The 12990-nt window shown below is 52.1% G+C and carries 12 protein-coding genes; 7 read left to right on the forward strand and 5 right to left on the reverse strand.

The window, feature by feature from the left end:
* Positions 1 to 14: 14 nt before the first annotated feature.
* Genes thrH through B4O97_RS07965 form a run of 3 tightly spaced genes read left to right on the forward strand, consistent with a single transcriptional unit; the run spans position 15 to position 1964 of the window.
* The gene (gene thrH, locus B4O97_RS07955) at positions 15 to 629 is read left to right on the forward strand and encodes a bifunctional phosphoserine phosphatase/homoserine phosphotransferase ThrH (protein ID WP_083049822.1); all 615 of its coding nucleotides are present in this window, start codon (positions 15 to 17) and stop codon (positions 627 to 629) included.
* Between the two features lie 52 nt (positions 630 to 681).
* On the forward strand, positions 682 to 1266 hold the full coding sequence (locus B4O97_RS07960) for a DUF4230 domain-containing protein (RefSeq protein WP_083049823.1): 585 nt from the start codon (positions 682 to 684) through the stop codon (positions 1264 to 1266).
* On the forward strand, positions 1263 to 1964 hold the full coding sequence (locus B4O97_RS07965) for a DUF4230 domain-containing protein (RefSeq protein WP_083049825.1): 702 nt from the start codon (positions 1263 to 1265) through the stop codon (positions 1962 to 1964). Before B4O97_RS07960 ends, B4O97_RS07965 begins: the two co-directional genes overlap by 4 nt.
* Here B4O97_RS07965 and B4O97_RS07970 read toward each other — a convergent pair.
* The 4 genes from B4O97_RS07970 to B4O97_RS07985 all read right to left on the reverse strand — a co-directional run bounded on the left by B4O97_RS07970 (position 1952) and on the right by B4O97_RS07985 (position 8229).
* A complete protein-coding gene (locus B4O97_RS07970; protein WP_233142985.1) occupies positions 1952 to 4321 on the reverse strand; it encodes a response regulator in 2370 nt (789 codons plus the stop codon). The two genes, B4O97_RS07965 and B4O97_RS07970, sit on opposite strands and share 13 nt — an antisense overlap.
* A 23-nt stretch (positions 4322 to 4344) precedes the next feature.
* On the reverse strand, positions 4345 to 5598 hold the full coding sequence (locus B4O97_RS07975) for a response regulator (RefSeq protein WP_083049826.1): 1254 nt from the start codon (positions 5596 to 5598) through the stop codon (positions 4345 to 4347).
* Between the two features lie 68 nt (positions 5599 to 5666).
* Positions 5667 to 7709, reverse strand: a complete 2043-nt coding sequence (locus B4O97_RS07980) for a cyclic nucleotide-binding domain-containing protein (protein WP_083049827.1) — start codon at positions 7707 to 7709, stop codon at positions 5667 to 5669.
* 1 nt (position 7710) lies between these two features.
* Positions 7711 to 8229, reverse strand: coding sequence for a MarR family winged helix-turn-helix transcriptional regulator (locus B4O97_RS07985; protein WP_083049828.1), 519 nt, complete (start codon positions 8227 to 8229; stop codon positions 7711 to 7713).
* 310 nt (positions 8230 to 8539) lie between these two features.
* Here B4O97_RS07985 and B4O97_RS07990 point away from each other — a divergent pair, with 310 nt between their 5' ends.
* The 3 genes from B4O97_RS07990 (at position 8540) to B4O97_RS08000 (ending at position 11626) form a co-directional block, all read left to right on the forward strand.
* The gene (locus B4O97_RS07990; protein WP_083049829.1) at positions 8540 to 9799 is read left to right on the forward strand and encodes a quaternary amine ABC transporter ATP-binding protein; all 1260 of its coding nucleotides are present in this window, start codon (positions 8540 to 8542) and stop codon (positions 9797 to 9799) included.
* Positions 9799 to 10659: an ABC transporter permease gene (locus B4O97_RS07995; protein ID WP_083049830.1), complete on the forward strand. Its 861-nt coding sequence runs from the start codon at positions 9799 to 9801 to the stop codon at positions 10657 to 10659. Before B4O97_RS07990 ends, B4O97_RS07995 begins: the two co-directional genes overlap by 1 nt.
* 79 nt (positions 10660 to 10738) lie before the next feature.
* Positions 10739 to 11626, forward strand: coding sequence for a glycine betaine ABC transporter substrate-binding protein (locus B4O97_RS08000; RefSeq protein ID WP_083049831.1), 888 nt, complete (start codon positions 10739 to 10741; stop codon positions 11624 to 11626).
* Between the two features lie 83 nt (positions 11627 to 11709).
* On the opposite strand, the gene B4O97_RS08005 is transcribed toward B4O97_RS08000, so the two are convergent.
* Positions 11710 to 12429, reverse strand: a complete 720-nt coding sequence (locus B4O97_RS08005; protein WP_143305604.1) for a hypothetical protein — start codon at positions 12427 to 12429, stop codon at positions 11710 to 11712.
* Positions 12430 to 12677: 248 nt separating this feature from the next.
* Between B4O97_RS08005 and B4O97_RS08010 the strand changes: the two genes are divergently transcribed.
* A partial coding sequence (locus tag B4O97_RS08010; RefSeq protein WP_143305606.1) for a hypothetical protein occupies positions 12678 to 12990 on the forward strand: 313 nt, incomplete at its 3' end.

Raw genomic sequence — 12990 nt, forward strand, 5'->3', positions numbered from 1 at the left:
TAAGAGGAGTCAGTATGCGAGTTGTGTGTCTGGACCTGGAAGGGGTCCTGGTACCGGAAATTTGGATCAACGTGGCAGAGAAAACCGGAATCGAAGAGCTCCGCCTTACAACCCGCGATATTCCCGATTACGATGTCCTGATGAAAAAACGTCTCGGAATTCTCGATGAGCACAGCCTTACCCTGAAGGACATCCAGGAGGTAATCTCCTCCATGAGTCCTCTACCCGGGGCAGGAGACTTCCTGGAAGAGTTGAGGAGCGAATACCAGGTAATAATCCTCTCCGACACCTTTGACCAGTTTGCCTCACCGCTTATGCGGCAGCTCCGCTGGCCGACCCTCTTCTGCAACACCCTGGAAGTGGACGATGCTCACCGCATTACCGGTTATCGCCTGCGACAGCAGGACGGTAAACGCAAAGCCGTCGAAGCCCTGCGTTCCCTGAACATGCGCATTATCGCATCCGGAGACTCATACAACGATATCAGCATGCTCTCCTCCGCCCACGCGGGCGTGCTGTTTCGGCCTCCGGAGAATATAATCGCCGAGTACCCCGAGTTTCCCGTTACCCGGGAATACGGAGAACTGCGGCGGGAGATAGACCGGAGTTTCGCCGGAATTCCCGTGTAGAATCCGGCCGGCTCCGGGGGGCGGAAAAAGTCCATGTATCGCGAGGTAAAAAATGTCGCGCCCCAGTACAGAGTTCCTGCGTATCTGCCTTCTCATCGGCATAGCTGCTCTCTTTTCCGGATGCAGTGTCGATTCTGAACAAAGACTATCCCCCATACGGCAGCAGATCCGGTCAGTTCTGGAGATACCATCCTATGAGCACATCTACCGGGAGGTAATATACCTGGGAAAGGAGAACAGCTTTCTTGGTTTCAGAACCCTGGATCAACGGCTTCTATTCGCCGTCGACATGAGGGTCCAGGCGGGAATTCGCCTGGACAGGGGCTTTCAACTGCGACCCGCCGGTACGAGAAGGATCGACATTCTCCTTCCACCGGCGGAAATCCTTCTTATTGACGCCGACGAGGAGAGTATCGAGCAGTTCTTTCTGCTGGAACGCGGCGGATCGATTACCCATACCGAATACTACGATGAGATCGAATTGAGCAAAGAGTCTGTACGGGACGATGCCATAAGCCGGGGGATTCTGGACAAGGCAGAGGAAAACGCCCGAACCCTGATTCGGGGTATTCTCTCGGGAGCCGGATACCGGGAAATCCGCTTTATCACCGTCGATCCCGGGGAGGAAGGAGCATGAAGAGAATTCGCCGCCTGATATTCCTCCTGCTTCTGGCACTCATCCTTGCCGGAGGGGCCTTCCTGTTTTACCGCTTTGATCCCTTCGACTGGGACCTTTCCCTGGTCAAAAGATCACGGGTACATGCCCGGGAAACCCTGCTCACGGAGGTCCGAGGGGTATATCGCCTGAATACCGTCGAACTGGTTCATAAAACGGTATTCCCCTACGACTTTATGCCCCCCGACCCCGACTGGTGGCAGGTATTCCATGCCGCCGAGGTGGGGGAACCGGATCCGAAAGAACAGGAGCTTCTCGAATTTTACCGTTTCTGCGAAAGTATCGGGATTGATCTCCTGTCCCGGGATCCGGGCTTCGCGGTTGTTACCCTGGTTGCCAGGGCCGGTTTTGAGCTTGAGGGCTTTCCCCTGGAGGAGAACCTTCTGTGGAACGAGTCCCGCCTGGTGATTCGCCTGCCGGAACCGGAGATAACCGAGATTATTGTCCAGGACCCGGCCACCGGACGGTATCCCTATCCGGGGCTCGAGATCAGCCCGGAAAACTGGAAGCGTCTCACCGAATATATTACCCTGCGGATCGACTCTTTTACCGATGAAAAGGAACTCATCCGCCGGGCCCGCCAGCGGGGAGAGGAGTTTATCCGGCGGCTTGCGGAACCCCGGGGATTCTCATACATCGAATTCGACTATTCGGAATAACGGACCAGAATCTGTTCCGCCGCTTCCCTGAACTCGGCAAAGGCATCCTCGAGGCCCATGACATTCAGTGCACAGGCATCGCTTTTATTCTCTTTCGCGGCCTTTTCAAGTTCAAAGGCCCTGTTCCCCAGCCTTTTTGCCATAAGATTCCAGGAACTCCCCTTGATGGAATGGGCATCCGCCGAGATCTGTTCAAAGTTTTCCGTCTTCAAGTCGCTTTTGATCTGGGAAATCTGACGCTCCACCTTGGGCAGAAAACCCTCCAGGACCTTGATGACAACCTCGGTCTGCCCCATAAAAGTGGAAACCGCTTCGTCGAAGGAAAATACTTCCTGATCGATCTCGATACGCTCTTTCTGCTCTTCCCTCGTCCCGGGACTGCGGTCTTTCCGGGCAACCATGCTGCCCATGGCCCATTTGTCCAGCACAGGCATAAGATCATTCTTTTTAAAAGGTTTGGTCAGGAAATCATCCATACCGGCTTCAAAACACTTTTCCTGCTCGCCTTTGATCGCCGAAGCGGTAACGGCGATGATGGGTGTTTCTATCCCGGCTTTGCGGATTTCTCTGGTTGCCTCATAACCGTTCATCTCAGGCATCTGCACATCCATGAAAATCAGGTCAAAGGAATCCTGCTCCGCGAAGGCCACCGCCTCCTTTCCGTTGGAAGCGACACTGACGGTATAACCATCGTTCTCCAGAATCGTCCGGAAAAGGATCTGATTAACCTCATGGTCCTCGGCTACCAGGATCTTTCCTTTTTCCACGGTAAGGGCCGACTCGAGCTCTTCCGCGAGTTCCAGGGATTCGATGGACTCCAGTTCCACTTCCTCATTCACAATCCTGAAGAGAAGCTCAAAAAGCTGGTTCTTTTTGATAGGCTTGTTCAGATAGCCGTCAAACCACTTCAGGAGCTTCATCTTGGCCTCTTCACCGCTCTTGCCGGCGGGGCTCATAAGAACAAGCTTGGTGGTATTGATCTGTTTGTCGGAGTTTATCTCGCTGGCAAGCTGCCAGCCGTCCATCCCGGGCATGATCTGGTCGACCAGGGCGATGGAAAAGGGCCGTTTCTCCACCTGGCGCTGCCGAAGCAGAGCCAGACCTTCCTCGCCGCTGCCAACCTCCTCCACCAGACAGCCCCAACCCTTCAGGTAACTGCAGAGAATCTCCCGGGAACTCATACTGTCGTCGCAGACCAGGGCACGGATTCCCTCGAAAAATTCCCCCGTAAGGTTGCGATAGAGACTCTCTTCCTCCTGTTTTGCCAGAATACAGGTAAAACGGAAAATCGACCCCCGCCCCTCTTCGCTCTCCACACTTATCTCCCCTCCCATCATGGAAACGAGATTTCGGGAAATGGAAAGCCCCAGACCGGTCCCCCCGTATTTTCGGGTAGTGGAGGAATCGACCTGACTGAAGACCTTGAACAGCCTGTCCCGCTTGTCTTCGGGAATCCCTATCCCGGTGTCCTTTACCTGAAAAAGCAGAGTCGCCTCCTGGTCATTCTCCTCCATAAGGGAAACACTGACAATAATTTCTCCCTGATGAGTAAACTTGACGGCGTTGTTGAAGAGATTGACGATAATCTGACGCAGGCGGACGGGATCGCCGGTAAGAAGATAGGGCACATTCTGTTCAAAGAAAACCGCCACCTCCAGTCCCTTTTTATGGGCCTCCATGGAAACCAGCTTGACTGAATCTTCCACCAGGTCGTGCAGATTGAAATCGATGGATTCAAGCTTAAGGTGCCCCGCTTCAATCTTGGAAAAATCCAGGATATCGTTGATCAGACCCTGAAGAACATCCGCGGAATACTGGACCTGCGTGGCATACTCCTGCTGTTCTTCATCCAGGGAGGTATCCAGCAGCAGCTCGGACATGCCGGTGATGGTGTGGATGGGAGTCCTGATTTCGTGACTCATGTTGGCAAGAAAATCAGACTTGATCTGAGCAGCCTTTCGCGCTTCGGCGCTTTCAAGCTGGAGGCGCAGGGCAGCCTCTTTCTCCTTTGAGACCTCGGATATTACGGCCATGGGAAAGCTTCCCTTCCGGTCCGGATGGGGTATAAGCGCCCATTGAATACTGCACCAGCCTACCCCGAATCCTGAACGATCGTAGCGTAAATCGATACTGCGATTCCCGCCGGAATCCTGGAGAAAGGCTTCAAAGCTCTTTTTTAACAGTTCCTTGTCTTCGGGAACAACAATCTCCGTGAGATACAGATCATTGTCAATGCCGGGACGGCCGAGCATGGACAGGAAAACCCTGTTCGCTTCCAGCACCCGGAGATCCCGGGAAAGAAGAGCCAGCCCCACGGAAACATTATCGAATACAGCCTGACAGATCGAAGGAGTCACCCCATCTCTCCAGTTCAGGGGACCTAAAAGGTCGCCCCCAGAACCTCTGCCGCCTTCTGCAGCAGGGTCTCGGGCTTCAGAGGCTTGCGCAGATATGTCCGGACTCCATACTCCTGGGCCTTCAGAACCGTCTCCTTCTTTGAGAGGGCCGAGAAAATAATTACAGGGATTTCCTGCCCCCGTGTTTTCAGCTCCTGCAGCACCTGGAAACCGTTCATATTCGGCATCATCAGATCCAGGAAGACCAGATCGTAATTTTTCTCCCCCAGGGAATCGACAAAGGCCTTCCCGTCCTCGTACTGATCTATTGTCCAGCCCGCACTCTGAAAAACCGTACTGATAAGGGTCCTGATAACCATGTCGTCATCCACAGCAGCCACCAGGGCATTCCCCCGCAGGGCACCCATGGCTTTGGTAATTGAATTCTCACCCTCAAAGCGCATGGTAATGCTCTCCTGGCCTTCACCGGTGGGAGCCGAACTGCTCAGGATTCGCTCTCTGGCGATTTCATCATGAGCAAAGGTATCCGGCTTCAGCCCGATAAGATCATCCATGGCCTTTTCCAGGCTGTCGGTTACACCTATTGAGGCATAGTCTTTGCTGTTTCGAAGGAAGTCGGATATTTTTTCCGACGAGCTGAGGACCTTGATCAGCTGGGGATTCTCCTGAGCCTCCTCCAGAACCGTCCTGAACAGAAGGTCCAGCTTCTCCCGGAAATGATCGCCAAGTTCGATTCCCGCAAGCATGAGCAGGACCTTGGGCACAGGCACGGAATAGAGGGACATGAGTTCCTTTATTTTGTATTTCAGAAGAACGATCTTCTCCGTATTCAGCCCCTGGGCCACCTCGATAAAGAGGATCTCTTCATTGAAATGGGCCTCGATAATGGACGGAGTAGGATCGATGGTTACAGATATTCCCAGAAGTCCGGACAGGGTATTGAGCAGGGCATCCAGCTTCAGGGGCTTGGTAAAAACCTTCCTTACCCCGAATTTCGCCAGCTCCATGATATGCTTGCTTCCCAGTTTCGTGGCCATCATTATAACCGGAACATTTTTTGTATTCGGGTTCCGCAGCTTCTCCTGAAGAACCTCCAGGGCACTTTTACGAGTCAGGAAATAATCCATGATGATCAGGTCGGGAATCTCGCTTCGTATCTTGAGCATCCCGTCGAGGCCGTTAACTCCATGAACAACCTCGATGTCATACTCCGCCAGCTTTCTGCCCAGATAATCCCGGAAAAGAGGCGACTCTTCTATAATGAGGATCTTCTTCATGTTTCCGCTCCGTTATATGCCTGTACTTTAGTTATTCCATATCTTCTGTTGAAAATCAATAATAAATACTAGGAGAGAATAGATGTCAGGATTTCTCTGGTTATTCCATACAGAGGGGGAATACCCATCGACGGATGCAGACGGACGCTAAGGGAATCCCTGTGAGCCAGGGGAAGATCGGAAACATAATAGAGGAATCGGATTGGTACCTCCCTCGGAATAACACCAAGCTCTCCGGCCTCCAGAAGCTGCCGGTAATAGAAGGTTCCCTCCATCTCGAGACCGATGCAGCCCCATATATGACGATAAAAATAGAGCATTCGGCGGTTCTGCATGAGGGTTCCCGCAACCGTGAGAATCGGACCGGAGTGAACATCCCGTCCGGGGACGAGCCTGGCCAGACGCTCCGCCGTACCGGGCTGTGCTCCGCTTAAGGGGTAAAACCTGTCGGAAGCCTGCTCGATAAAGGCATCGGGAATCAGGATATCACCCCTCCGCCCTACAAGGGCACCAGCCTTGCCGAGAACGTTGATTCCCGCGAGGTTACGCCCGAAAAGCAGAATCAGGTTCCGTATTATATCCTCCGCCTGCTCGCCGAAGGCGTAGTCAATGTTTATTATCAGGCCGGTGCCGGGACTCCCGGGTCTGGGTATGCTCCTGTCCAGGGCGTCCAGTTTCAGGGCCGCAATATTTACCAGCTGTACCTGGATTCCCGTGGAGGCGGTATCGCTTAAACGGAGAAGCCCGCACTCCAGCTCGTTGCAGCGTTCCAGTCCGGGGTGGGCTCGCCAGAAATCAGGTCCCATGGCGTAGATAAGGTCCTCGGTGTTCTCCCAGGGATTCTCTGTATAGGGATGGCGGATCTCCTTGCCCCACTGGAGAATCTGGTCCCCGTAACGCCGGGGATCAGGATTCAGACAGTTGGCCACGGAGTGATCGTTGGAGCTGATAATGTAAACAGGAACATCCTCAGGCAGATCCGCCGGCTCAAAACCCAGCAGTCTTTTTGCAGCGTCTGCTACCTGATGCGTCCAAGCCTGGGACCGATGGCGGTGAAAGGTCGGTACATGCCGCCGGAAATCGATATTGATGCTCTCCCTGTGACGGACGATTTCGCTGAGCCGGGGGAGAACCGCCCGGGGCCACACCGATTTCAGTCCCTCTATCTCAGGGGGTGAGAAATCCAGCTGTTCCAGCAGGGAGCTCTCTAATTCTGCAGTTTTTTCAGGATTCTGATGCTGCTGCAGCTTTCCCTCTTCCACCAGGCGTATGGAAAAAGGATCATGAAGACGGCTGCGTATCTTCACCGCCTCAACAGCATAGAGACACAACAGGGTAATAATATCCACCATATCGGACATGCCGGAGCGAAGCAGTACCATGCTCTTACCCGGAAGCATCTCCCAGATATCCCTCCGCCTGGCCTTTGATTCGATGGCGGTAAAAAACAGCTCGGGCTCGGAAAACTCGGTGGGCAAATCGTCCGTCAGCAGATAGGTATGATTCCTCGTTACATTCTCAGGCAGCCGCCGGACTGCGTATAACAGCGCTCCGAAATCAATCTCATGAGAACGGAGCAGAGGATGAAGGGCCGGCTCGAGTTCCCGATAGTGTCGGAGTAATCCGCGGATATCAAGGAATCCCCGGTTGACAGCCCGCATGATTTCTGCGGAAAAACTGCTGAACTCCGCAAAAATCCCCTGCTTATCCAGGAGAATGCTCCCCAGGGCCTGGGCAAAGGCCCGGGAGGATCGCAGAATCCCCAGGAACACCTGAGCCGGAACAGCATAACAGATTGTCTCCTCTTCGGCGATAAAATCAAATCGGTAGGCTTCCTTGAACAGGACCCCCCGCTCGCCGAAATAACTGCCCGCGGGTATCAGATTGTTGCGCAGATCCGGCAGCCTTGGATCATAGACCCCTACACTGCCGCTTTGAACGAAGAAGAACTCAGGATACAGGCTGATTCCGTGGGCAAGGACTGTCTCTCCCTGAACATAGACACGCCGGTCCATATTGCCGGCGAGTTTCTGACGTTCAGCCAGGGGAAGGAATCTGAATGGAATAGTCCGTTCAAAAAGGAGCTCAAGATCGCCATGGAGACTGCTCATGCTACTCCTTCTTGTAATACTCTTCCAACTCCTCTTCGGTAAATGAAGCGGGGTGACTGATCAGGAATGAATCGGTTTTGAGGCCGTCTGCGTTCATCATGGCGGCAATTCTCTGCATGGAAGAGAGAAGAAGTGTCTGCTCCCAGCTGTTCAGGCTGTTGAAGGCTTTGATAAAGTTATCCTGGAGCATGGACGGTTTGTTCCTTACCCGGTCAAGACCGTCCTCAGTCAGGCGAAGATACATCTTGCGTTTATCCTGTATACCCCGGATTCGCTGGACCAGTCCCCGTGCAACCAGCCTGTCGACAATACTCGTTACTGTCGCATGGCTCAGAGAAATGTTCTTTGCCAAGTCCCCCGTCGTCAGGACATCGCGATCGGCAATTTCCTGAAGGACGATCAGCTGGGGTCCGGTTAAACCATACGTTTTCGCCAGTTTTTTTGAGTGAAGATCAATAGCGCGGACAATCTGACGTATTGTAACCAGCACTTCTTCACTAATATCTCGTTTGCGTGCCATCTCATTCTGTCTTTATTATACGAAGTATATCTATAATTTGCCTTTTGACAAGCCGAACACTAACTCGATTATACACAGGATCACTTGAAAGTTAGTATCGGACTTGAAATTTATCTTTATCTATAGTATACAAAATAATATTGAATAATTCAAAGGCTTTAAAGCTGAATTATTCCTGCTACAAGAGTAACAAACTTCAATACTATTGGACTTTTGCAGAGAATTTTATTAGTATTCTAAGCAGTTATTTGCCTAGGATGCAAAGAATTTGTGATATGAATACTGTGTTCAATTAAGGAGAACAATATACATGGCATTAATTTCCGTCAGAAACCTTTACAAGGTTTTCGGACCAAACCCGAAACGGGTTTTTCCCCTCCTTGAACAGGGGAAGTCCAAACCAGAAATACTCAAGCGTACCGGATGCACCGTCGCAATAAACGGTGCAAGCTTTGACATCGAAAAACGGGAAACCTTTGTCGTTATGGGTCTTTCCGGAAGCGGCAAATCAACCATGATCCGCTGCCTGAATCGTCTTATCGAACCCACCAGGGGCGAAATCATCCTGGACGGACAGGACATCATGAAAATGGACAAGGAAAAGCTCCGGGAAACCCGGCGCTATAAAATGTCCATGGTCTTTCAGCATTTCGGACTGCTGCCCCACAGAAGCGTTATCAACAACGTTGAATTCGGCCTTGAAATCGGCGGCATGGACAAGGACGAACGGCAGAAAAAGGCAATGAAGGCCATAGAACTCGTCGGCCTGAAGGGTTTTGAATACAGCAAGCCCGCGCAGCTTTCAGGAGGCATGCAGCAGCGAGTCGGTCTTGCCAGGGCCCTGGCGAATGATCCGGAAATCCTTTTAATGGATGAGGCCTTCAGCGCCCTTGATCCACTGATCAGAACCCAGATGCAGGACGAACTGCTGGAACTTCAGGCAAAGATGCACAAAACCATCATCTTTATTACCCACGACCTGGATGAAGCCCTCAAACTCGGCGACCGGATAGTAATACTGGGTCCCGAAGGACGGGTACGACAGATCGGAACTCCCGAGGAAATCCTCTCCAGCCCCGCCGACGATTACGTAAAAGAGTTTGTTCAGAATGTCGACCGGACCAAGGTGATCACCACTTCGTCCATCATGAAAAGTCATGCCACGGTCAGCTACCCCGCGGACGGCCCGGCGACTGCCACACGCATCATGGAAAAGAACCGCCTGAACGCGATTTTTGTAACCGACAGTGATCGGAAACTGATGGGCCTTGTAACCATCGACGACGCGGCAAAAGCGGCAAAAAAGGGGCAGAAAGATCTGACCCCGATTATTCAGGACAATATCTATACCACTTATCCCGACACTGCCATATCCGATCTTCTCGGAACCGCGGTAACGACAACTTATCCCATCGCAGTAATTGATGAGAATAACGTCTTTCACGGGGTTGTTGACCGCGGCGCGATTCTGGCGGAGGTTACCATAGGCATCGACGATGAAGCCGCCCCGACCCGTTTAAGCGAACTGAACGGCCAGGAAGAAGATGCTGAAACACGGGAGAACGCATAATGAACAATCTGAGAGAAATATTTAATATCGGCGGCGCCTTCGAAGCCGTCATCAACTGGCTCACGGAAAATATGGACGGGGTCTTCGATGCAATTTCCCTGGTTATCCGGACTGTACTCAGCGGACTGAATACCCTTCTTACCTTTCCGCATCCGCTGGTCATGATCGCCATCTTCGGAGCTCTTGCCTGGTGGATGGCCAAGCGCTGGGTTGGAATATTCACGATAATCGGGTTTCTACTGATCTATATCATGGGACTCTGGAGCGCCACCATGGACACTCTTGGGCTGGTTATTACCGCGGTAATAATATCCATGGCCATCGGTATCCCCCTGGGAATCTGGGCCAGCAAGAACGATATGGTAGAGCGGGTAACACGGCCCATCCTTGACTTCATGCAGACCCTGCCGGCCTTTGTCTACCTGATCCCGGCGGTACTCTTTTTCCGCCTGGGTCCCGTTCCGGGAATCGTGGCCACACTGATTTTCTCCCTGCCCCCGGCAGTGCGGTTGACAAACCTTGGAATCCGGCAGGTTCCCACAGAGATAAAAGAGGCCTGTCGTTCCTTCGGAGCCACATCATCACAGATGCTCTTTAAAGCCGAACTGCCCGTGGCACTGCCCACAATCATGGCCGGGGTCAATCAGACCATCATGCTGGCCCTCTCCATGGTCGTAATCTCCGGTATGATCGGAGCCGGCGGACTTGGAAACGAGGTACTGAAGGGAATCACCCAGCTGAAGATTGACCTGGGATTCGAAAGCGGTATTTCCATCGTTATTCTGGCAATCTTTCTCGACCGGGTAACCCAGGCCCTGGGAGAATCCACCCAGAAAAAACAGGGACCCCCGAGCAAATAACAGGATGTTACTCCGGCGGTTTCGGCACCACCGCGACCACCGGGGATATTATTGATTACAACTCTACAGGAGGAGTTTTATGCAACGTATTTTTACTGTACTCATGATGCTTATGCTTGCCGCGACTTTTACCTTTGCCAACGGTGAAGGCGAGACTGCCGGCGCACAGAAGACCGCCGACCTGGTTTATGTTAACTGGGAAGAGGGCGTAGCCTACACACACCTTGCCCAGGCAGTTCTTGAAGACAAGATGGGATACGAGGTAACGATCACCGCTGCCGACGTAGCCCCCGGTTATGCGGCCATCGCCCAGGGCGACAAAGACGCTTTTATGGAAACCTGGCTGCCGGTTCTGCACAAATCCTACATCGAGAAGTACTCCAATCAGATAGTTGATCTGGGACACGTGTTTGAAGGCACCGAGAGCGGTCTGGTAATACCCAAGTATATGGCTGACGCCGGAATATCCAGCATCTCTGATCTTCTGAAACCGGAAGCACAGGAAAAGCTGGACAAGACCATTACCGGTATCGATGCCGGCGCCGGTGTAATGATTACCACGGAAGAAGAGGTAATGCCCGCCTACGGTCTCACCGACGCCGGTTACAAACTGCTGCCCTCTTCCGGACCTGCGATGATGGCATCCCTCAAGGACGCAATCGCCAACAAGGAATGGATTGTCGTTACCGGGTGGAAGCCCCACTCCATGTTCGGCTACTGGGACCTTGCCTTCCTGGAGCAGGACAAAGACCAGGTCTGGGGTGTGGGAAATATCCATATTTTCGGCCGCAAGAACATAGCCGAGGACAAGCCTGAGCTGGCCCAGTTCCTCGGTAATATGTCCATGACCAACAGCGAACTTGGTTCTCTTATGGTCTACATCAATGAATCAAACCTGGACACCCTCGAGGCTGCCCGGGCATGGATGAACGAGAACGAGGACGTAGTTGCCGACTGGATTCCGTAACATACTGATTCATCAGTAATAAAAAGGGGCTGCAAACCGGCAGCCCTTTTTTTATACCCTTACATGAACTTCAACAAAAGCTCTCAGAGTGCAAATCCAAGAGAGATAGTGTATATCGTACTGTCGTTTTCCACCATTGGCTGTATAATGCCGCTAAGAGAAAGGCCGCTCCAGACGATATCAAAGCCATAACCCAGCATAGTAAAATCAAAATCATACTCTATATCATCATGGACAGATTCACCCCACAGCTTTTTCATGGTAAAAAAGGGGGAAATCAAGGCGCTTCCTGCGGGGATATGGGCCTGGACTCCACCGAGAGGGCCTGCAAATCTGCTGTAGTAGGATGACTCTCCATCACTGAAATCCTGGGTAAAAAACTGAAATCCCCCGTCCATCCCGAAAAAAGAGGTAAGCATAAAGCCCTTCCGCACTTCTTTTGAAGAACGATAGAGAACCAGTTCTGCGCTGGGAACAATGTTGAATCCCGAAACAGTCATGTCCACATCAGCTCCGTTATCAGCACCCTTGTCTGTTCCGAAGAGATAGAACCCGCCGTACTGCAGTGAGAAGGAGCCCCAGGAACCGCCGAGTATCCTGGAGTTTGCATAAACGGAACCTCCCTGGACCTCTGATACCTCCAGATCGTAGTACTGGTATGCCACATCTACCCTGTGCCGTTTCGGACTCTCGGTACCGTAATATCCCGTGTAGCCCAGGGGCGGCGGAGCGATACTGAAACCTCCACCGGAATACGAAATACTCTCTCCATAAACGAAAAAAGAAGAGACTAAAACACTCAATAGAGAATACAAAAAGATTTTACTACATCCCGGTCCACTCAAAATCACTACCCTCCATATGATATATAAAAATACCATTCCGGATATCCTTAAAATACATCGGAATGGTATCTGTGATATTATTGAAGGCCCCAATGACGTATGTCAATTTCTTTTTTAGTGTCCCGAACCGTGGGGATGATCTGAAGCAAACTCCTTGTTCTGCTGGTATTTACCGGTAGAAACATTTATAAAAAGGAGTTGTCACCATGTTCCATCCCCCCTTCTGTCCAAATAGTGAGTGCAGACACCACCATCTGCCCCCGAGATCTCCAGCCTGGTACGTGAGAAACGGCAGCTATCACTCCCGCCTTTCCGGCAGAATCCAGCGCTTCCAGTGCCTTCACTGCGGCACGGGCTTCTCCTCCCAGACCTTCAGCCTCGATATTTTTGTTAAGAAAAAGCTTCCCTACCGGCAGATCTTCTCCCACCTCATTACCTCCTCGGGAATCAGGGATATTGCCCGCCTTCTGAAGGTCTCACCCAATACCATCACCAACCGTATCGGCCGTATGGCAAGAC

Source organism: Marispirochaeta aestuarii (assembly GCF_002087085.1).
Classification (GTDB): domain Bacteria; phylum Spirochaetota; class Spirochaetia; order JC444; family Marispirochaetaceae; genus Marispirochaeta; species Marispirochaeta aestuarii.

What these genes read in the sequence shown, in the direction of transcription:
- B4O97_RS07990 (WP_083049829.1), top strand. Translation starts at nt 8,540, where the DNA reads ATGGCATTAATTTCCGTCAGAAACCTTTACAAGGTTTTCGGACCAAAC.
- B4O97_RS07995 (WP_083049830.1), top strand. Translation starts at nt 9,799, where the DNA reads ATGAACAATCTGAGAGAAATATTTAATATCGGCGGCGCCTTCGAAGCC.
- B4O97_RS07980 (WP_083049827.1), bottom strand. Translation starts at nt 7,709, where the DNA reads ATGAGCAGTCTCCATGGCGATCTTGAGCTCCTTTTTGAACGGACTATT.
- B4O97_RS07975 (WP_083049826.1), bottom strand. Translation starts at nt 5,598, where the DNA reads ATGAAGAAGATCCTCATTATAGAAGAGTCGCCTCTTTTCCGGGATTAT.
- B4O97_RS07985 (WP_083049828.1), bottom strand. Translation starts at nt 8,229, where the DNA reads ATGGCACGCAAACGAGATATTAGTGAAGAAGTGCTGGTTACAATACGT.
- B4O97_RS08000 (WP_083049831.1), top strand. Translation starts at nt 10,739, where the DNA reads ATGCAACGTATTTTTACTGTACTCATGATGCTTATGCTTGCCGCGACT.
- B4O97_RS07960 (WP_083049823.1), top strand. Translation starts at nt 682, where the DNA reads ATGTCGCGCCCCAGTACAGAGTTCCTGCGTATCTGCCTTCTCATCGGC.
- B4O97_RS07965 (WP_083049825.1), top strand. Translation starts at nt 1,263, where the DNA reads ATGAAGAGAATTCGCCGCCTGATATTCCTCCTGCTTCTGGCACTCATC.
- thrH (WP_083049822.1), top strand. Translation starts at nt 15, where the DNA reads ATGCGAGTTGTGTGTCTGGACCTGGAAGGGGTCCTGGTACCGGAAATT.